The organism is Shewanella eurypsychrophilus, assembly GCF_007004545.3.
GTDB lineage: Bacteria > Pseudomonadota > Gammaproteobacteria > Enterobacterales > Shewanellaceae > Shewanella > Shewanella eurypsychrophilus.
The window spans coordinates 1,274,867-1,295,445 of record NZ_CP045503.2 but is presented as its reverse complement, the minus strand read 5'-3'; the positions used below and the strand labels follow the sequence as shown (position 1 = coordinate 1,295,445).

19 protein-coding genes and 1 tRNA gene are annotated in these 20,579 nt (G+C 44.2%); 9 read left to right on the top strand and 11 right to left on the bottom strand.

Annotated elements, in window-relative coordinates; all coding sequences use genetic code 11:
- Positions 1 to 117: 117 nt before the first annotated feature.
- Positions 118 to 1,359 (top strand): multifunctional CCA addition/repair protein, encoded by a 1,242-nt coding sequence (locus FM038_RS05405; RefSeq protein WP_142872313.1) that lies wholly within the window; start codon positions 118 to 120, stop codon positions 1,357 to 1,359.
- Between the two features lie 220 nt (positions 1,360 to 1,579).
- A complete protein-coding gene (locus tag FM038_RS05400) occupies positions 1,580 to 1,846 on the top strand; it encodes an Lpp/OprI family alanine-zipper lipoprotein (RefSeq protein WP_076407609.1) in 267 nt (88 codons plus the stop codon).
- A 393-nt stretch (positions 1,847 to 2,239) separates the two neighbouring features.
- On the opposite strand, the gene FM038_RS05395 is transcribed toward FM038_RS05400, so the two are convergent.
- The 5 genes from FM038_RS05395 to folB form a co-directional block, all read right to left on the bottom strand.
- Complete coding sequence (locus tag FM038_RS05395; protein WP_142872312.1) at positions 2,240 to 3,145, bottom strand: L,D-transpeptidase family protein; 906 nt, start codon at positions 3,143 to 3,145, stop codon at positions 2,240 to 2,242.
- Positions 3,146 to 3,341: 196 nt separating this feature from the next.
- Positions 3,342 to 4,250 (bottom strand): putative RNA methyltransferase, encoded by a 909-nt coding sequence (locus FM038_RS05390; protein WP_142872311.1) that lies wholly within the window; start codon positions 4,248 to 4,250, stop codon positions 3,342 to 3,344.
- A 403-nt stretch (positions 4,251 to 4,653) separates the two neighbouring features.
- Positions 4,654 to 5,454, bottom strand: coding sequence for an undecaprenyl-diphosphate phosphatase (locus FM038_RS05385; RefSeq protein WP_142872310.1), 801 nt, complete (start codon positions 5,452 to 5,454; stop codon positions 4,654 to 4,656).
- Positions 5,455 to 5,498: 44 nt separating this feature from the next.
- Positions 5,499 to 5,999 carry a 2-amino-4-hydroxy-6-hydroxymethyldihydropteridine diphosphokinase gene (gene folK / locus FM038_RS05380; protein ID WP_142872309.1) on the bottom strand — a complete coding sequence of 167 codons (501 nt, stop codon included), beginning with the start codon at positions 5,997 to 5,999 and terminating at the stop codon, positions 5,499 to 5,501.
- Entirely contained in the window at positions 6,000 to 6,353 is a 354-nt protein-coding gene (folB, locus tag FM038_RS05375) for a dihydroneopterin aldolase (RefSeq protein WP_142872308.1), read from the bottom strand.
- A 293-nt stretch (positions 6,354 to 6,646) separates the two neighbouring features.
- On the opposite strand from folB, the gene plsY reads away from it, so the two are divergent.
- Positions 6,647 to 7,246 carry a glycerol-3-phosphate 1-O-acyltransferase PlsY gene (gene plsY / locus FM038_RS05370; RefSeq protein ID WP_142872307.1) on the top strand — a complete coding sequence of 200 codons (600 nt, stop codon included), beginning with the start codon at positions 6,647 to 6,649 and terminating at the stop codon, positions 7,244 to 7,246.
- Positions 7,247 to 7,373: 127 nt separating this feature from the next.
- On the top strand, positions 7,374 to 8,573 hold the full coding sequence (locus tag FM038_RS05365) for a sensor histidine kinase (protein WP_142872306.1): 1,200 nt from the start codon (positions 7,374 to 7,376) through the stop codon (positions 8,571 to 8,573).
- A gap of 121 nt (positions 8,574 to 8,694) precedes the next feature.
- Here the strand turns inward: FM038_RS05365 and tsaD are convergent, their stop codons facing one another.
- Positions 8,695 to 9,708 carry a tRNA (adenosine(37)-N6)-threonylcarbamoyltransferase complex transferase subunit TsaD gene (gene tsaD / locus FM038_RS05360; protein ID WP_142872305.1) on the bottom strand — a complete coding sequence of 338 codons (1,014 nt, stop codon included), beginning with the start codon at positions 9,706 to 9,708 and terminating at the stop codon, positions 8,695 to 8,697.
- Positions 9,709 to 10,001: 293 nt separating this feature from the next.
- Here tsaD and rpsU point away from each other — a divergent pair, with 293 nt between their 5' ends.
- From rpsU to FM038_RS05335, 5 genes are all read left to right on the top strand, one after another.
- Complete coding sequence (gene rpsU, locus FM038_RS05355) at positions 10,002 to 10,217, top strand: 30S ribosomal protein S21 (protein WP_142872304.1); 216 nt, start codon at positions 10,002 to 10,004, stop codon at positions 10,215 to 10,217.
- Between the two features lie 6 nt (positions 10,218 to 10,223).
- A complete protein-coding gene (locus FM038_RS05350) occupies positions 10,224 to 10,667 on the top strand; it encodes a GatB/YqeY domain-containing protein (protein WP_142872303.1) in 444 nt (147 codons plus the stop codon).
- Positions 10,668 to 10,770: 103 nt separating this feature from the next.
- Entirely contained in the window at positions 10,771 to 12,498 is a 1,728-nt protein-coding gene (gene dnaG, locus FM038_RS05345; protein WP_142872302.1) for a DNA primase, read from the top strand.
- Between the two features lie 124 nt (positions 12,499 to 12,622).
- Entirely contained in the window at positions 12,623 to 14,452 is a 1,830-nt protein-coding gene (rpoD, locus tag FM038_RS05340) for an RNA polymerase sigma factor RpoD (RefSeq protein WP_199242726.1), read from the top strand.
- A 282-nt stretch (positions 14,453 to 14,734) separates the two neighbouring features.
- A tRNA-Ile gene (locus FM038_RS05335) sits at positions 14,735 to 14,811 on the top strand.
- A gap of 779 nt (positions 14,812 to 15,590) precedes the next feature.
- Here FM038_RS05335 and FM038_RS05330 read toward each other — a convergent pair.
- From FM038_RS05330 to FM038_RS05310, 5 genes are all read right to left on the bottom strand, one after another.
- A complete protein-coding gene (locus tag FM038_RS05330; RefSeq protein ID WP_142872300.1) occupies positions 15,591 to 16,568 on the bottom strand; it encodes a transposase in 978 nt (325 codons plus the stop codon).
- A gap of 193 nt (positions 16,569 to 16,761) precedes the next feature.
- Positions 16,762 to 17,175: a hypothetical protein gene (locus tag FM038_RS05325; protein ID WP_223293004.1), complete on the bottom strand. Its 414-nt coding sequence runs from the start codon at positions 17,173 to 17,175 to the stop codon at positions 16,762 to 16,764.
- A 309-nt stretch (positions 17,176 to 17,484) separates the two neighbouring features.
- On the bottom strand, positions 17,485 to 18,771 hold the full coding sequence (locus FM038_RS05320) for an NAD(P)/FAD-dependent oxidoreductase (RefSeq protein ID WP_142872298.1): 1,287 nt from the start codon (positions 18,769 to 18,771) through the stop codon (positions 17,485 to 17,487).
- A gap of 76 nt (positions 18,772 to 18,847) precedes the next feature.
- Complete coding sequence (locus FM038_RS05315; protein ID WP_142872297.1) at positions 18,848 to 19,672, bottom strand: ABC transporter permease subunit; 825 nt, start codon at positions 19,670 to 19,672, stop codon at positions 18,848 to 18,850.
- On the bottom strand, positions 19,669 to 20,574 hold the full coding sequence (locus tag FM038_RS05310; protein WP_142872296.1) for an ABC transporter permease subunit: 906 nt from the start codon (positions 20,572 to 20,574) through the stop codon (positions 19,669 to 19,671). The genes FM038_RS05315 and FM038_RS05310 overlap by 4 nt, the downstream gene beginning before the upstream one ends.
- Positions 20,575 to 20,579 lie beyond the last annotated feature (5 nt).

Here is a 20,579-nt window from a genome sequence, read left to right as displayed (position 1 = left end):
CTTCAAATCGATATTCAGCCCAGTAGCTCAAACTGAAAATTGATATCTGAATGTAATATGCCAATGCGTGATAAGATTTATATAAATAAGTGAACAAAATAAACAGTGGATTGGAAAGTGAAATTTTACCTCGTCGGCGGCGCAGTGCGCGATAACTTACTCAAACTTCCAGTGAAAGACCATGACTATATGGTCGTAGGTGCAACGCCTGAGGATATGATGCATTTGGGCTATCAGCAAGTCGGTAAAGACTTTCCGGTATTTTTGCACCCAAAAACAAAACAGGAATACGCCTTAGCGCGAACAGAGCGTAAAACGGCAGCGGGTTATGCAGGCTTTAGCTGCCATGCGAGCCCCCAAGTGACACTCGAACAAGACCTGCTGCGTCGAGACCTGACGATCAATGCCATCGCTCAGGATGATACTGGCAAGCTATTCGATCCCTATGGCGGTATTGCAGATATCGACAAGCGAGTGCTTCGCCATGTATCTGATGCATTTATTGAAGATCCACTCAGAGTGCTCAGAGTCGCTCGTTTCGCGGCTAGATTCCATAGCCAAGGTTTTACTATCGCCACCGAAACCCTCGACTTAATGCGCCGTATAAGCGCGAGTGGAGAGCTAGAAGCCTTAACCGCTGAACGCGTATTTCTAGAACTCGATAAAGCATTGAGCACTGATAGCCCACAGATATTTATCGACGTGCTTAGACAATGTGGTGCCTTGGCCATTTTGTTCCCTGAAATTGACGCACTATTTGGCGTACCTCAACCAGAGAAGTGGCACCCGGAAATTGATACTGGGATACATACATTAATGGTGCTCAAACAAGCCGCAAAACTATCCAATGATAAGGCAGTACGTTTTGCCGCCCTTGTTCACGATCTCGGTAAAGCCTTGAGTCCAAAAGAGCATCTGCCAAAACATCATGGTCACGGCCAGAAAGGACTCGCCCCCATCAAGGCGCTGTGTACTCGAATTAAGGTCCCTAATGAATATAGAGACTTGGCCCTGCTAGTCAGCGACCAACATCAAAATATACATAATATTGCCGAACTTAGACCCGAAACCCTCATTAACATTTTCGACAAGGCAGATCTTTGGCGAAAGCCACATCGATTAGAGCAGCTCCTGCTAGCTTGTGAAGCTGATACTAAAGGAAGACTTGGGTTAGAAAATCAAAGCTACCCTCAAGCCGATTACTTTAAAGCTGCTTTTCACATCGCCAGCTCTGTGGCAGTGAAACCTATTATTGAAGCCGGCTTTAAAGGAGCTGAAATAAAACAGCAATTGCAAATACAGCGTATTGAAAATGTCGCAAAAGTTAAGCAAAGATTTAATAAAAGTGCTGCACTATAACGAGGCATAAAAAATATTATGCCTATAAATTGTTAGATATTGATATTAAAAGCTCAATATTAGAGCGTTCAACTTGCATTTAAAGCTATATTCGTTAAGGTATTCAGACCTTAGAGTGAAAATTCATAGCAAAATAAAATAGCTATGACATAATCTATCGGTGGCAGTTGTATAGTACAGCTGTTTAATATCTATCCAACCTATTTAAAGGGATTTCCCAATGAACAAAAAAGTACTGATGATTGCTGGCGTAGCAATGACTGCCCTACTAGGTGGCTGTGCAAACACTACTGCTCTAGAAGAAAGCGTTGCTAACCTAGGCAACAAAGTTGACCAGCTATCTTCTGAAGTTAGCTCTCTGAAGTCTGAGCAAGGCGCTCTTTCTGCAGACGTTAAAGATGCAAAAGCAGCTGCTATGGACGCACAAGCAGAAGCTAAGCGCGCTAACGATCGCATCGACAACGTTGCTTCTTCTTACAAGAAGTAATTTGTCTGTATCGGCAATGCATATGTGTTGCCGATATGTTCTCCCTTCCGAGCTCCAAACCTAGCTCTAAACCTAGATCGAAACTAAGCCCCCCAAAAAAATATAAAACTAATACAAGTAAGCAGTAAGCACCAGTAAATCTGAAAATTAGTAAGACGAAGTACATTCCAGTCACTCTTAACTCTTAACTCTTAACTTAAAACTATCATTCCTCAAACTTCTACAATTTCAGCCCACAAAAAAAGCGCCCACATGGGACGCCTCTTCACACTTATCAGCTTATGTTCTAACTACCGATCTACTAACTAGTTCGCTTTCCTAGTCACTAGCAACTCGTGCCTTTAGTCACCTTGCATTTTGTTTAAACCTTCTCTAAACACCTTCTTCAGACCTTTAAAGCCTGATATTCATCGGTAAGCCATTCTGAGTCAGCAATGCATCGTTGGCTTTAAAGCTGTCTACATCATCCTGACTGATGAATTGGACGATATCCTTACTCATGGTGACCACTTTCTCTTGCTGCATCTCAAGCTCTGATTTAGACAGTGCTGAGTGTACCTCTATGATATGACGCCCATCAGGTTCAGTAGAGATCTTAACCGTCTGATTGATCACTCGGACGGGATCGCCATACTTGGTCTGATTAAATAGCCACTCGATATCATCCGGGTTGAGACGCACGCAACCAGAGCTGACACGCATACCAACACCAAAGTCTTTGTTAGTGCCATGGATAAGATAACTGCCATCACCATATGACAGTTGCATCGCGTAATTACCTAATGGGTTATCCGGGCCTGGTTGAACAACACGAGGAAGAACTTCACCGCGCTCTTCAAGATGCTCCTTTCGAATGCTCGCAGGCGGTGTCCAGCTAGGATTAGGGATCCTCGACTTAATTTTAGTCACCATTTCAGGAGTTTCACGGCCAATACGGCCGATACCAACAGGAAATACATGAACCTCTTTACCATTCTTGGAGAAATAGTAGAGCCTAAGCTCAGGTAAATTCAGCACGATGCCTTTTCTCGGCACATCTGGAAGTAGCATCTGAGTGGGAATGATAAGCTTTAAACCCGGTGTAGGCAAAAAGGGGTCAACACCAGGGTTTGACTCCATCAATTCCAAGATACCAACATTATATTGTTTAGAAATGGTCTGAAAAAAATCACCCTTTTGAACAATATGCTCCTGTATCTCGCCAATAAGGCGACTGCCTTTCTCAGGTAAGGCATAGACATTCGCTAAGCTAATGCCTGGAATGGCACTTAAGATGAACAGCAGCAATAATCGCATCATCGGTATCTCTATTTCCTATTGTGTTTTTATTGATCACTTGTTTCAGGTCTAACATGACAGCTAAGACACTCATCCCCTGATGATTCAAGATTAACCTCTACTGCAAACAAAGCCTAGTGCTAATCTCCTCACCAGAGGTTTAGGCCGCTTTGGTTCAGCCTAAGTTAACCCTAGTAGGATTTAATCCTAGTTAGATTTATTCCTTCTTGGATAAAGTAACAATAAAGTCTATCTCTAGCTCATCAAAATGGGCTTTTGAGATCTGCTTTCTGACTTTATCGTTTGCCCGCCATGCATAAGGGGTCATCTCTAAAAATGTTAACGCTTGCTCACCGTCAACATTTAACTTAAATGTCACTCTCTGAGTCTCTAATAATTCAAGTCCACTCACTTGACTCGATTGCACAGCCTTCTCTTTCATATCTGGATAGATATACCCTTTCAACTGCCATAAGTGCCGTGGAGCGGGAGAGACCTGCAATAGATAACCTGCTTGCTTGAGAACCCGAAGCGGCTCTTTTCCTTTGAGTTGCTTATCGATTAGCGTCACTAAATCGAAGCTACCATCTGCGAAAGGAAGCGTTCTTAGCGTGCTGACAATCAAGGTGCTTTTTTCTGCTGGTTCAGGGTTACTACCAGAGTCACTGTTAGAGTTAGAGCTAGATTCAGCTTCAGCTTCAGCGTCGATCTTAGCGGCTGAGAAGAGTGCATTCTCGGCTTCATTGACCCCATGCTGAACCAGGTTGAATTCGGCTTGTTGCAACGGCTCATCGAGGGCGGACTTTATTGCCCTGAGGTAGTAACCTTCGCCACAATCATAATCCAGATGCTGAATAGCCCCTTCAGACGCAATATGCGCTAGCTGAGGTTTGAGCATCTCTGTTATCGTCTCGACAAGCGGAGAAAATACACCGGACTCGAGTAAAAAACGCTTACCCCGCATCACCTGCCTAGAGTCCAACTTAGGCTTTTTCGCCTGACTAAATACCCAATAGCCATGCTCATTCTTATCGAAATGATGCTTATTGGCACAATGCAGGCCTTTTGACTCTTCGTGAAGCATGAGTGATTCGTTACAAACTGGGCAGTGATAGATACTCTTCATAAACTCTCTTTAAAACTCTCTGTAAAAACTGTCTCTAAATGCTTGTTAAACACTTTCTTAAATACTTTTTAAATACTGCGACGATAGCCTATACAATAGTAGGCCATCACTTGTTTATTATACCAATTCCATTAAACATATGCTCAATTCAGAGCTTTCTCAGGGCTTTAAATTCAAGGCGTATTGTTGACGAAATGGTTATTCCCTTTCGAGGCAATGCAACGCAGAAGTAGAAGCCCTGAGAAGCTCACGAAGTGCGGCTGTTTTTAAATCATGGGAAAAACACTTTAAGCTGCGAAAGTGGCTTTCGATATAGAATAACTATTAGCTTCAATCCCCTTATCTTGCCTACAGCGTTTTTAACTCCCGCTGAATGGTCACTTGTTTAATGGAAATGGTATTATTAAGCAAATATAAATGCACACAAGACTGCGCCTAGGGCAAGTCGATAGATAACAAACGGCGTCATTCCCATTCGACTGATTATTTTCAAAAACAGATGGATACATGCATATGCGGCAACAAATGAAACCCCTACGCCAAGGGCAAGAGAGGCGTAGTCGATAGTGACACCTGTCTCAACCAAGTCTTTACCCATTAAGATCGCCGCGCCTAAAATCACCGGAATGGACATTAAAAAAGAAAAACGTGCAGCGGCTTCACGATTTAGGCCAAGCATTAATGCTGCCGTAATGGTGGCTCCTGAGCGCGACGTTCCCGGTATAAGTGCTAATGCCTGAGCAAAACCTATCAGTAATGCTTTTTTCCATCCAGTTTGGTACTCAGAGAGCTCACAGCGTGACATCCTATCTGCCCACCAAAGTAACAGGCCGAAAATGACCGTTGCAATAGCGATAACACCCGGCCCTCTTAAGTGAGTCTCTATCGCATCTTTTAACGCGAAACCAAAAAAGACGGCTGGAAGCGTGGCTAAGATAATCCACCAAGCCAGTTTGCTATCGTCTGAATGTTGCCCTTTAAAAATACTGGCGAACCATGATGTCAGTAAGGCAACAACCTCTTTTCTAAAATAAAGTATGACTGCGGCTAAAGACCCTATATGTACGGCCACATCGAACGCTAAACCTTGATCTTCCCATCCTAAAATTTGTGAAGGTAAAATCAAATGAGCCGAACTTGAAACGGGCAAAAATTCGGTCAAGCCCTGAATAAGGGCTAAAATAATGACCTGAAACGTGTCCATGCATAATTCCTAAAGGTTAAATAAAAATGACAATCTAAATACCTTTAGCAAGGCAATGACCAAGAAAAGGGTGTCGGCCATAACTTTTGTTGAGCTTTGTCGTATTCAGCCCAAAGCGTTTCGTAGCTCATTTTAACAATAGGATGAACTAAACTAGGCGCTAATTCAGCCATGGGCCACAGCACAAAAGCATTTTTTAAAATTTCAGCGCGAGGAAGTTCGACGGGCTCAAGAGTAACAGTTTCATCATAAAGCAGTAGATCGAGATCCAATGTTCTGGGTGCAAACTTTTTAGCGCCTACAAGACGACCATTATCTTGTTCAATTTTTTTAAACAGAGCTACCACTTCAGCGATACGCAAATCCGTATCGACAGCAACAACCATATTTAAGAAGTTACTTCCTTCAAACCCTACCGCTTCGCTCTCATACACAGATGAAAGCGACAAGTCGCCAAAATGGTAACTTAAGTCACTTAATCCAGACTTAAGGTAACGCTCAGGCTCTATATTACTGCCCAAGCTGATATATATACGTGAGCTCATTTAAAAATGGCCTCGCTCAATCTCAACACCTACAGCAGTCGCAGAAGGTACGGCGCCCGGCTTCATCACAACCACTTTTACCCAGCGCACATCAAACTCATCCATAAGACATTTGGCTATCATTTCAGCAACTGTCTCAATGAGTTCAATCGGCTTTTCAGTGATCAAAGCTATCAAACGGTTCGACACAGTCTCGTAACAAAGCGCATGCTGATAATCGTCTGTCGCTGCAGCAGGCCTATTATCCCAAGCCATATCGAGATCGATTTCCAAATTCTGATGGATCTGTTTTTCCCACTCATAGATCCCAATCACAGTTTCTATTTTTAACTGTCGTATTAATACTTTGTCCATGCTCTCTCCAACTGAATACTATTGGCCATTTTACAGCTTCAAAAGGCGATATGATTCAAGTTAAACCCATGAGGTCTAATAAGCTTTAACGAATAAAGAAGGTATAATGCAAATCTTATCAGTGAATTTGCCGAATGGCTCTTTCTAACCATACAAATCCAAAGTAGGATAACGTCCTATAGAAGGATTTTACCTCCCACAGAAAATAGATAAAACTGCAACTTGGTTCTAACTATTTTGGGCTGATAAATATTGTGGCGCGATGATACCTTAAGACGGATAAGGAAACCAATTTGACCATAACAGTACTCACTCTGGTAATGATTTTGGCCGCCTATTTGGCAGGCTCAATTTCCAGCGCCGTGCTAGTTTGTCGAATGCGCGGGCTACCCGATCCTCGCACTGAAGGCTCTGGCAATCCAGGCGCGACCAATGTGTTACGCATTGGCGGAGCCAGTTCGGCCGCCATGGTACTGTTTTTTGATATGCTAAAAGGCGCCCTGCCCGCTTACCTTGCTTTCAGGTTTGGTGTCGATCCAGTTTCTCTTGGTCTCATTGCTGTCGCTGCTTGCGTCGGCCATATCTTTCCGGTTTTCTTTAAGTTTAAAGGCGGCAAAGGTGTCGCAACCGCCTTCGGTGCTATGGCCCCTATTGGTCATGATTTGGCACTTTTTTTAATCGGAACCTGGATTATTATGGTATTGATTAGTCGATACTCTTCTCTAGCCGCTATCTTAACAGCGCTGCTAGCCCCTGTTTATACCTGGTATCTAGATGATCGATTTACCATTCCTGTCGCTATGCTCTCTGCCCTAATAGTCATCAGACATAAAGATAATATTCTCCGTTTAATCAAAGGTGAGGAGTCCAAAGTCTCCCGCAAGAAAAAATAAAAACGCTAAAACCTCAACAAAACGGTTAACTCCTCGAGCTTAACCTTCTTTTCTTAATATCGATAAAACGCACTCTCCCACCTCCCCTATACTTAGCTGGCGACTGTCTATAATTCAAGGTCAGCTAATGGACACAGATTCTTTCTTTAACAATGAAGCATTCATGCCACATGGCATGTGTTATCTATGGCGCCCGGATATCTTATGGACCTCAGTGATATCAGATGTGGTCACGGCCCTCGCTTACTTCTCAATTACTTTAGCTGTCATCGTCTTCGTAAAGCGACGAAAAGATCTCCCTTACCCTTGGTTTTTTCTTCTTTCTGGCTCAGTGATCTTTCTTGCCTGTGGGCTCTCTCACCTCATTAATGCCATTGTTATTTGGGAGCCTATCTATGGAGTTTCATCCATTTCAAAAGCAGTGACTGCAGTGACTTCACTCGCTACCGGTATTGTTATTTGGTTCTTGCTACCATTCTTTCTAGCCCTACCTAGTCCAAGCATGTTAGAGAGAAAAAACAGTGCCCTAAAGCTTTCTTTAGAGAAATTAAACTCTGCTCAGCAAGATATTATAGAATCCCAAAAGCTGGCATCACTTGGACACCTTATTGCGGGAATGGCACATGAACTCAATACACCTATAGGGACCAGCATAACCGCTGCAACCCATATAGAAAGCGTCATTAAAAAGGCGAAGAAACAATCTTACTCTATAGAAACAGAAGAGTTAATTGATGAAATTGATCAAGCCCTTGAATTAGTTAACCGAAATTTGTTAAGGAGCGCGAACCTAGTTAAAATATTTAAACAGGTATCTGCAAACCAACATGAGATTGATGATAAGCCCTTTAATCTCTATGAATTTACTACAGACTTGATTAACTCACTGATGTATAAATTTGAATTAGCAGCAGATCAGGTAGACATATCTTGCCCTCCCGCCCTAAAAATCAACAGTAACCCCAACCAGTTTATCGTCATCATGACCCACCTTTTCACTAATTCGGTTGAACACAGTTTTCCTGAATTATCTGATGGACTGATAGAGATCAACTTTAGCCTAAACGAAGATCATGCTTTAGTCATAAAGTATAAAGATAACGGCATTGGTATGAACCAAGAACAGCTGGCAAGAATATTTGAACCCTTTTTTACTACCCGAAGAGGCGGAAAAGGCACAGGGCTTGGAATGACGATTGTGTACAACACTGTCACCAATATGAAGGGGCAGATACAGTGTAAAAGCGCCTTAGGTGAAGGCACCTGTTTTCAAATAACAGTACCCGTTGAAATTGTAAATGAGGAACCTACTAAGCCTACTTCTTGAGCATAAAAAACACCGAGTTTGCATCTACAAACTAGGTGTTTCTATTTCTTATCGCTTAAAACTTACAGCTTATAACTCGAAACCCATAGCTCGTAGCTCGAAACTTAGAGTTCATTAAATCCTATAATGGAGGCAGTGAGTCTAACGACCAACGCGGCTTTCCCTTAACCTCTAAACTCTCTATTTGACCCGCTTTCAATCTCTGTAAGCCTGCATAAGCGATCATCGCACCGTTATCGGTGCAGAACTCACCACGAGGATAGAAGACTTCACCACCGAGGTTTTGCATCATTTCCGCTAGGGATGTACGAAGACGAGTATTAGCGCTCACTCCGCCCGCTATCACTAATCGCTGATAACCCGTTTGTTTAAGCGCACGGCGACATTTTATTGAAAGCGTATCGACCACAGCCTCTTCGAAAGCACAAGCAATATTGGCACGAGTCTGTTCATCGTCAGCTTCCTTGGCAATGGTATTTGCAGCAAAAGTTTTTAATCCCGAGAAACTAAAATTCAGCCCAGGTTTATCTGTCATCGGACGAGGGAAGCGGTAATGGCCACTCTCACCTTTCTCCGCAAGCTTTGCTAATCTTGGGCCGCCAGGATAATCCAGCCCCAATAATTTAGCTGTCTTATCAAATGCTTCGCCTGCAGCATCATCTACAGATTCACCCAGCACTTCATATTGTCCAATTCCTTCAACTGCCACCATCATAGAATGACCACCAGAAACGAGCAGCGCAAGAAAAGGAAACTCGGGAACATTATCTTCGAGCATTGGCGCCAGTAGGTGACCTTCCATATGATGCACGCCCACGGCAGGTTTATCCCATGAATAGGCTAAAGAACGCCCAACACAAGCTCCAACCAATAACGCACCAACAAGGCCTGGGCCCGTGGTATACGCCACACCATCGATATCCTCAACTTCACAGCCAGCCTCTTTAATTGCTTGCTTAATCAGCGGAATAATCTTTCTCACATGATCTCGAGAGGCGAGTTCAGGCACTACCCCGCCATAATCAGCATGAAGTTTTACCTGACTGTATAATGTATGAGACAACAAGCCCTGCTCATCATCATAAATTGCAATTCCAGTTTCATCGCAAGATGTTTCAATACCTAAAACCCGCATCGTATCCCGTCAAAGTGTCATAAAAGGCTGCTAATTCTACCTGCTGTGCTTTAATTATACCAATAGAGTTGCTATCGATTTTATTGTTAAATCGCAGCACAAAACGCCGAAATTCTACAATCCAGCTTTAGTTTCGATCTCGAAAAGGATCTTAAAGGTGAAAAGATCTAAAATATGATCGCTAAATAGGCTTTACAAACACTTGTAAGTCGGTATAGAATTCCGCACCATTTTTAAATTAACTTGAGTCAAGTAACTGACTCATTACAACTACACCTAAGGGGTGATGGCGTATGCCAATAATTAAAGTACGCGAAAACGAACCATTTGACGTAGCTCTACGTCGTTTTAAGCGCTCTTGTGAAAAAGCCGGTATCTTAGCTGATGTTCGCGCTCGTGAGTTCTACGAGAAGCCAACGACTTGCCGCAAGCGTGCTAAAGCCGCTGCAGTTAAGCGTCTAGCTAAGAAGCTTTCTCGCGAAAACGCTCGTCGCGTACGTTTATATTAATCTATTATGAGCCTAGTTGATCAGCTAAAAAGCCAGATGAAAGATGCTATGCGTGCCAAAGCTAAGGTACGCTTAGGAACCATTCGTATGGCGCTAGCCGCCGTCAAGCAGATTGAAGTGGATACCCGCGAAACTCTGACTGACGACCAAGCTATAGCTGTCTTAACCAAAATGGTTAAACAGCGTCGCGATTCAATTGCACAATATAGTGCAGCTGGCCGTGACGAACTCGCCGCAATTGAAGCAGCAGAAATCAAGATCCTTGAAGACTTCCTGCCTCAACCTCTTACTGAAGAGGAAGTTGTTGTGCTAGTTGATGCAAGCATCGAAGAGATGGGCGCATCCTCCATGGCGGATATGGGCAAAGTAATGGGCGCACTGAAACCTAAAGTCTTAGGCAGAGCTGATATGGCGGCAATTGGCGCTATGATCAGAGCTAAACTTAAGTAACTTCAGATCTATGCGTAAATAAGCCGTGCTCTTGCGCGGCTTGTTTGTTTTAGATTTTCTCTATTTTGACTTCACGTAAATAAAGGCGGCATTTACTACACTAATGGCGATACCACGTGATTTTATCAATGAGCTAGTAGCTCGCATCGATATTGTCGACATGATCGACGTTAAGGTGCCCCTTAAAAAGGCGGGTAAAAATCACTCTGCCTGTTGTCCGTTCCATAGTGAAAAATCCCCCTCTTTTACCGTCAGTAGAGATAAGCAGTTTTATCACTGTTTCGGCTGTGGTGCCCATGGCAATGTCATCGACTTTGTTATGGAATACGATCGTCTCGATTTTATCGATGCCATCGAAGAGCTTGCAGGCCAACTAGGGCTCGAAGTGCCTAGAGAGCAAGGAACAGGTAAAAGGCGTGACGAAGGATTGAGCCGCGATCTCTATCAGTTGATGGAAGAGGCGAGCCTTTATTTCCAGAGTCAGTTAAGACAACACAATGACAAACAAAAAGTCCTTGATTATCTCGATCATCGAGGGCTTTCCAATACTGTGGTCGAACACTTCAATATTGGATTTGCACCTGACGGATGGAATGGCTTACTCGGCCGTTATAACCACAATCAGGATGCTCAAGATAAACTTCTCACTGCTGGTATGGTGATAGAGAACGATAATGGTAAGCGTTACGATAGATTTCGTGATCGACTCATGTTCCCTATTCGTGACAGAAGAGGACGCGTTATCGGTTTTGGAGGTCGAGTTTTAGGTGATGGAACGCCCAAATACTTGAATTCTCCAGAAACGCCCATATTTCATAAGGGTAATGAACTTTATGGTCTTTATGAGCTTAAGCAAAAACATAGAGACCCTAAGCAAGTACTTATTGTTGAAGGTTATATGGATGTGGTCGCCCTGGCGCAATTTGATGTCGACTATGCAGTCGCCTCACTCGGTACCTCGACCACGGCAGAACAATTTCAACTACTGCTCCGTAGCGCCAAAGAGGTTATCTGTTGTTATGACGGAGACAAGGCTGGTAAGGCTGCGGCTTGGCGCGCATTAGAAACTGCCTTGCCTTTGCTAAAACCGGGTAATCAGGTGAAATTCATGTTTCTGCCTGAAGGCGAAGACCCAGATACTATGGTTCGTCAGGTCGGCAAAGAGGTTTTTGAACAACAAATTAGCGAAGCTAAGGCTTTACCTGAGTTTCTTTTTGAAACTCTGGCGCAACGATTTGGTGGCGATAAAGGTGCATTAGCTAAGCAAGCGATGGCACTGATCGAAAAGATACAAGATACCGTTCTTCAGAGCCTATTATTGGAAAACCTTTCCTATAAGCTCGGAATGAACAGTGCTGAAGATCTAAAAAGAAAGTTTGGATTTTCAGAAAAAGAGCAAAAAAACACGCTTAAAATTAAAGCGTTGAAAGGACGCGGAACCCCATTGCGATTAGCCATCGCACTGCTAGTACAGAATCCATTGTTAGGTGAAGGACTGCCTGTGCAGCCGGCACTAAAACATATCAAGATGGTCGGCGTAGATCTGCTGATTAACTTGCTAGACATTACTCGTGTAAAAGTTAAAAACAGCGCACAACTACTTGAACAGTATAGGGATGCCCCACAGCTGGGAACCCTAAAAAAACTGACCCAATGGGACCATCAAGTGGCGGATGAAAACTTGCAACAAGAGTTTAGAAAAACCCTTATCTGGCTCAATAATCAATATATTGAGCAGCGATATCAGGAATTGAGTCTAAAACAGAACCATACTAAAGAAGAAAGGATTCAGCTGAGCAAGCTGATTGCAGTCATACAAGGGCAAAATTAAGACAGTTTATGTCTTAAAAGTAAGCACTTGGACTAGCACACGGAAGCGCACAAGGCTATAATGGACGATTTGCGCGGCAATTATTGCCCGTCGTTTTAACTGTTACCCAACTTGGATGATATCTATGGAGCACACTCCTCAGTCGCAACTTAAATTGTTGCTAGCCAAAGGTAAAGAGCAAGGCTACTTAACCTATGCAGAAGTGAATGATCACTTGCCTGCAGATATGGTCGACGCAGACCAGATCGAAGATATTGTCCAGATGATAAATGACATGGGTATTCGCGTCTACGAACAGGCGCCGGATGCTGATGAAATCATGATGTCTGAAGACAGCACCGATGACGATGCTGCAGAAGAAGCCGCTGCTGCGCTAGCAACGGTAGAGGCCGAGCTTGGTCGTACAACCGATCCAGTCCGTATGTATATGCGTGAAATGGGTACTGTTGAACTTCTTACCCGTGAAGGCGAGATCGTTATCGCTAAACGTATCGAAGAAGGAATCAATACCGTTCAGGCATCGGTCGCTGAGTATCCTCCAGCGATTGCTACGATCCTTGATCAGTTCGATCGCTATGAAGCTGAAGAAGTCCGTCTGTCGGATATTATCTCAGGCTTCGTCGATCCTAATGCTGATGATGTAGCACCGACTGCAACACACGTCGGTTCTGAGCTCTCTGATGAAGAGCTAGATGATGAAGATGGTGATGATGATGAAGAAGAGGAAGAGGAAGGTCCAAAAGGTCCAGATCCTGAAGAATCTAAAGAGCGTTTCACTCAGCTAAGACAAGTTCATGAGAATACGCTGAAGATCATCGCTGACAAAGGACGTGGTCATCCTGAAGCAACCGTTGCCCTATTTGAGATTGGTGAACTATTTAAAGAGTTCCGTCTCATGCCTAAGCAGTTCGACCGCTTAGTTAAGAGCATGCGCGCCACCATGGATAAAGTCCGTATTCAAGAACGTTTGATTATGAAGCTTTGTGTCGAACAAGCTAAGATGCCTAAGAAAAACTTCGTTAAGGGTTATACCGCCGACGAAAGTAGCATAGCTTGGTTTGATGCCGAACTCGCCACTAAGAAACCTTATGTTGAAGGTTTACAGATGGTCGAGCATGATGTTCGTCGTTGTCGCGCCAAGCTAGATATTATCGAACGAGAAACTGGTCTTGCGATTGCTGCTATCAAAGATATCAACCGTCGTATGTCTATCGGTGAAGCTAAGGCTCGCCGTGCAAAGAAAGAGATGGTAGAAGCGAACTTACGTCTAGTAATTTCTATCGCTAAAAAGTACACCAACCGTGGTCTACAGTTCTTGGATCTTATCCAAGAAGGTAACATCGGCCTAATGAAGGCGGTTGATAAGTTTGAATACCGTCGTGGTTATAAGTTCTCGACTTATGCAACTTGGTGGATCCGCCAGGCGATCACTCGCTCTATTGCTGACCAAGCAAGAACGATCCGTATTCCAGTGCATATGATTGAAACAATCAACAAGCTGAATCGTATTTCTCGTCAAATGCTACAGGAAATGGGCCGTGAGCCAACTCCTGAAGAACTGGCTGAGCGTATGCTGATGCCTGAAGATAAGATCCGTAAAGTATTAAAGATCGCCAAAGAGCCTATCTCAATGGAAACACCAATCGGTGATGACGAAGATTCGCACTTAGGTGACTTTATCGAGGATACTACCCTCGAGCTACCTTTAGACTCAGCCACTGGCGAAAGTTTGAAGAACGCAACACACGAAGTACTTGCAGGCCTAACGGCTCGTGAAGCTAAAGTATTACGTATGCGTTTCGGTATCGACATGAACACAGATCACACGCTTGAAGAAGTTGGAAAGCAGTTTGACGTAACGCGTGAGCGTATTCGTCAGATTGAAGCTAAGGCACTGCGTAAGCTACGTCACCCTTCTCGCTCAGAGATCTTGAAGTCATTCTTAGACGAATAAGCCTCAAGTCAATATGAGTTCAATTCAGCTGAATTAAGCTCACTTGAGTTAGCTCACATTCGATAAAGAGTAGACAAAGAGAAGACAAAGAAGCCCTGCTACCTTATAGCGGGGCTTTTTATTGAGCGATAAATAGTGTTAAAGCCGATATATTGTCGATTATTGATTAACAGATAAGCAGTTGAATTTAAAGTTAGCATTTCTCTTCAAAACACTGGTGACAAGCGCATTTAAACCTCGTATACTTCTCGTCGCTTTCGGTAGTGACGACTTCCTTAAGTAGGCCCCTTAGCTCAGTTGGTTAGAGCATACGACTCATAATCGTCAGGTCCCCAGTTCGAGTCTGGGAGGGGCCACCAATTTATAACGAGAAAGCCCGTTGATTCAACGGGCTTTTTTGTGTCTGAAATCTGCTTATCACCGTATCCCCATAATTACTCTCCACTTCACCTGAAAGAATTACTGTAGTTATTACTGCAGTAAGCTAAAACCGCCTAGGTCCAAACTGCTACATCATTCACTCGTTCACACCGCTCAAATAACCTGATAGCTTCGCTTTATAACAGCCAACCACCAGCAAATGTGGCATATCCCGAGATCTCGTTAATAATGAGTTATAGTATTTCTGTAATGATCAACGTCGACGACATTGGAAGCGAGCATGAGTGAAACTAAAGCCATCTACAAAGTCGGGAACCTTCTAATAGTAAACTTTCCTAGATACAACTCGACCTATTCACCTTCACCTGTATATCACTACCAGAAGAAGTGTACGCCTTTCAGACCCATAACTGCAGGAACAAAAACCCACAGATAACCTTTGCCCCTAGCCTCTGCTTACTGTTGCTCACAGCCTTTCTTTTTGACGTTCCATTTTAAGCGGCTAGAGAGAAACACAGCCAGCCATGTTAAATCAACATCATACCTATCGAATCGACCTTTTTAGCGATAAATTCATTTTCAATATCCTAAAGCGCGAAATAACCGACAGATGGACGAGTAGATTGGTTCTAATCCAGTAAATTTTGTCGTTTTGAAGCTAAAAGGGTGGTTTTGCAGGTAAGACTGGTTAACCAAAGCATTGATGGGCCATTTTTTGATGTGAGTTGTGTTGCTGCTTGCTTAAGCTCTTCTTGTACTAATTACCTTGAAGATAGCTACAGCTATGAGCAAAGTGCCGTCGGCGCTTATCTAAGTGTTCACAATAGCTGGTCAGCTCTTGTAATGTTCCCACTGGGCCGTGAAATAGTGTTCCAAATTCAGACGTGATTTTTATCCAGTTGTCAGCGGAAATATTGAGCTTAGTTAATATCTTAGTCGCATGGGTTGAAATAGAACCTCGCTTATCATCACGAATAATTCGGCCAGTTTCATCAACTAACTCAAGGTAGTCTTTCAGTGAAAAATTAATCCCTTTAGGTTGATTGAGCTGCTCATTACCAATGAACGGCAGCAACTCTGTAGGCTGCTTGCCTTTGAATGCCGCCTTAACGCGTAATTGCAAGCTAGTGTGCTCTGAGTCTTCTGGTGTTGCTGCCATTTTAGCTCTGATAGGATTGAGCTCAACATAGGCCATACAAGCGAGCACTGCAGCCTCATCAAGTAGAGCCTGACTTTTGAACCTTCCCTCCCAGAAGTGCCCTGTACAGTTATCCTCTTTATTCGCCATTCTCGCGATGGGTTCATTTAGCGCCCGCATGAACCATGAAATATCACTCAATCGACTACGGTACAATGCAATAGCGTGCTTCAACGCATTGATTTCATAACTTTCAATGACTTCGCCTTTGGCAAACTTTTGAGTAATGTCAGTCCCTTTAAAGACCTGATGCCAATGCTCAACGACCTCTCTGTCTGTCCAGCTATTTGACTGATAAATATCAACACTCAACACGAGATGTAAATGGTTAGACATCACCGCATAGGCTGCCACATCTATGGAAAACGCACTGGCCAATTTCAGCAATTGTGATTCAACCCAATCACGTCGATGATCGTAGTTTTTCCCTGTCAAAGGGTCATCTCCCATTAGCATAGAACGACGACAAAGGCGTGAAAAACAATGGTACCAGGATGTGTCCTCGATACTTATCTGAGTTCTTCTTGGGCGGGGCATACGACTCTCCTACTTAAACCAATTACTAAAGCTTAGTAGGAGCGAGTAGGTATAGCCATTTAGTATGGCTGGCTCTATTTATTTTGGACTTTCATCTTAAGCACTCTTCAGCACAAAGTTCTTACAGTTCGAGGCTTTGAGGGGCCACCATTGTTATCCCATTACTGGGCTTGGTTGAATACAGCTTCATCGTTTAATTTTCAGTAGAAACATTTTGCTTGATGCTTCCTTTTACGGGACGGGCGAGAAATGTTCGGCTGACCCTAGCAAATGAAAAACGCTCACTGCTGTTCCAGGGCAACAGTGAAACGAAGCGTGCCATGGCGCAATAGCCCAAGAGTACCTGAGCCCAAGTCCCTATTGTCGGGATCCAATACATCCACTGGAGCCCTTCTATCTGTGCCAGCAACAGCAGAGATAAATACCAAAATCTAACCTGTATGGGAAATGCAGTAACACTTCGTTTCATCATGATAAAGTGGAGTAGATGAACGACGGTAAGACCTATAGCAAGCATACAACCGAAAGGGTCAACGATGACTCCGTAAGTAAGCAGTGCAGCGGTTACTAGCCAATATCTCCAGCCAGTATCATTTAACTCAATCATGAACATATGTAGCCTCTGTATTTTACTACCTATTAAATAAGATTTTACTTATAGATATACATGTTACATTAGATTTATCTTTTGAATAGTGGCATCGATCACTAAAATCGGATTGATCGTTTTTCTAAAGTGTTAACCAATTTATCTATATCGAGTTATCTGGTGGGGAAGTAAATACAGAGAATGAGAAGGAAACCATATAATATTCAAACAAAAGAGCCTGCATGGCTGCAGGCTCTTTCTCAGAATAAACTCTATTTTCTATTTCTCTTTGGCAGACTTATCTATAGCAGACTTTCTATGGAAAGATTAGATCCCTAACTTGTCCCTCATGGTGTAGTACCAGGCGCCGATGGCGCTAAACGGTACTTGCATTATATGCCCCCCGGGGAAAGGGTAATGTGGCAAGCCGGCAAACGCATCAAACCGTGTTGCTTGCCCGTGAATGACATCGGCGAGTATCTTGCCAGCCAGATGTGTGTAGGTCACTCCATGACCGCTACAGCCTTGTGAGTAATAGATGTTATCGCCGATACGACCGACCTGAGGCAGACGGGACAGCGTCAGCAGAAAGTTTCCCGTCCAGGTATATTCGATTTTCACATCTTTGAGTTGCGGGAAAGTCTCCAGCATCTTGGGCCGTATGATGGCTTCGATATCGGCAGGGTCTCTTGCACCGTAAACCACGCCGCCGCCGTAGATGAGTCGCTTATCACCGGATAACCTGAAGTAATCCAGCAGATAGTTACAGTCTTCGACGCAGTAATCTTGTGGTAACAGGCTGGCGGCGAGCTCGTCACTCAATGGCTCGGTGGTGATGACCTGAGTGCCACAGGGCATAGATTTGGCCTGCAGTTCTGGGATGAGTCCGTTGAGATAGGCATTACCTGCCACGATGACAAACTTGGCTTTGACCGAACCTTGGGCCGTATGAATCGTCGGATTATCCCCCTGCTCAACCTTAATAACGGCCGAGTTCTCATAGATCTTTCCACCTTGAGCCTCAACCGCTTGGGCCTCACCCAAGGCTAGATTTAGCGGGTGGATATGACCGCCACCCTTATCTAATAAACCACCAATATAGCGTTCTGAACCGACCACAGCACCTATACCCTTCTCATCTAATAGCTCTAGATGTCCAAGGTGTCCGTGCTTCTCCCAAAGTGCTTTTTGATGCTCTAAATGCCCCATCTGCTTCTTGTTCATTGCCGCAAAGACGCCACCGTCTTTAAGATCGCACTGTATCTCATGTTTGGCGACCAACTCCTTGATGATCCGCCCTCCTTCGAAGGCCATTTCACCAAATAATTGGCCAGTCTCTTTACCGACTGTGCGTTCGATGGAATCTATATCCCGGCTGAAGCTGTTGACTATCTGGCCACCGTTACGTCCCGACGCGCCCCAACCGACTCGAGCCGCTTCCAGTACTGTGACGCTGTAACCTAGCTCTAGTAAATGTAGCGCCGATGATAGACCGGTATAACCGGCCCCTATGATACAGACATCGGTTTCTATATTGTCGTTAAGCTGAGCACGCTCGACCTTGTCATTGGCCGACGCTGCATAATAAGATTCTGTGTGAGGTACGCTGGGCATATCATTCCCCTAAATTAAATTCAGTAAAAGCGGCTTACTCCTCCAATATCAGAGTAAGCCAGAGTAAGTCAGATAACTACATGGCCGGTGGCAAGCTCTTTCGCTCGCTTCTGCGGGCCAGATACCAACAGATAAATGCTATCAAAGAAACCGTCAGAATGATCAAGGTTGCTAAGGCATTAATCTTGGGAGAGACTCCCATCCGCACAGACGAGAACACCACCATGGGCAAGGTGGTCGCCCCTGGTCCCGATGTAAAGCTGGCTATCACTAAGTCATCCAAAGACAAGCTGAATGACAGTAACCAGCCTGCCGCCAATGAAGGCGAGATCATCGGCACAGTGATGTGGAAGAAGGTCTTCAATGGGGACGCCCCAAGATCTTGAGCCGCTTCTTCAATAGAGAGATCTAACTCACGCAAGCGAGCAGATACCACTACTGCCACATAGGATGCACAGAAGGTCGAGTGAGCAATCCACACCGTCAGCATGCCTCGCTCCTCAGGCCAACCCAAGAGATCGGCCATATGAATAAACAGCAGTAATAACGACAGACCCGTGATCACTTCTGGCATCACTAAGGGAGCGGTGATCATGTTTGAAAGTGTCATCTTGCCCCAAGAGCGTTTGAAGCGTGTCATCACAAACGCCGCCATAGTGCCTAATACCACGGCCATGGTGGAGGCGAAGAAGGCCACTTTCAAACTGGTCCATACCGCATCTAAGATCTGCTGATCGCGAAACAGTTCACCGTACCACTTAGGCGAGAACCCGCCCCATACCGTCACCAACTTAGACTCGTTAAATGAGTAAATAACTAAGATCAGCATGGGAGCATAGAGGAAAAACATCCCTGCCCATAACATGATGGTTGAGAAGCTTAACTTGCTTAGTCTGCTCATAGGTCACTCTCCATGCTCTTGGCTTGATAGCGATGGAACAAGGTAATAGGTATGATTAGTAGACCTAACATGATGATCGCCAGCGATGAGGCCACGGGCCAATCCCGGTTATTGAAGAACTCCTGCCATAGCACCTTACCTATCATCAAGGAATCTGGACCACCCAGTAGCTCAGGGATAACAAACTCACCGACGACCGGAATAAACACCAGCATTGAGCCTGCGATAACCCCACCTTTAGACAGAGGCAAGGTGACCTTCCAGAAAGTATTCAAACTCCGGGAGCCAAGATCTGAGGCTGCCTCTAACAAGCTGCCATCGAGCTGAGACAGAGTCGCATATAGAGGCAAAATCATAAACGGTAGATAGGTGTAAATGATGCCAATATAGACGGCGAAGTTAGTGTTGAGCATTTGAATGGGCTCAGATATCACCCCGAGCCACATTAAGACATTATTAATCACCCCGTTATTGCTCAAGAGTCCCATCCAGGCATAGACTCGAATAAGAAATGAGGTCCATGAAGGTAACATCACCAATAAGATCAACACACCTTGATGCTTCTTGGGCGCTCTAGCAATGGCATAAGCCATAGGATAACCAATCAATAAGCAGCCTAATGTGGTGATGCAGGCCATCTTTAACGATCCCAAATAAGCCTGAACATACAGGGAGTCTTCGAAGATCAGCAGGTAATTCCCTAGATTGAGCATGATCTGCAATGACTCATCGGCATAACTGACTAAGGACTCATAGGGAGGTATCGAGATGGCTGCCGTCGACAGACTAATTTTCAGTACGATGGCAAATGGTAAGGCGAAGAACAGGAGTAACCAGAAATAGGGTAAACCTATGATCCAGTGTTGTCCCTTGGGTAATCTAAACTTTAATGGTCTTTTCATATTGC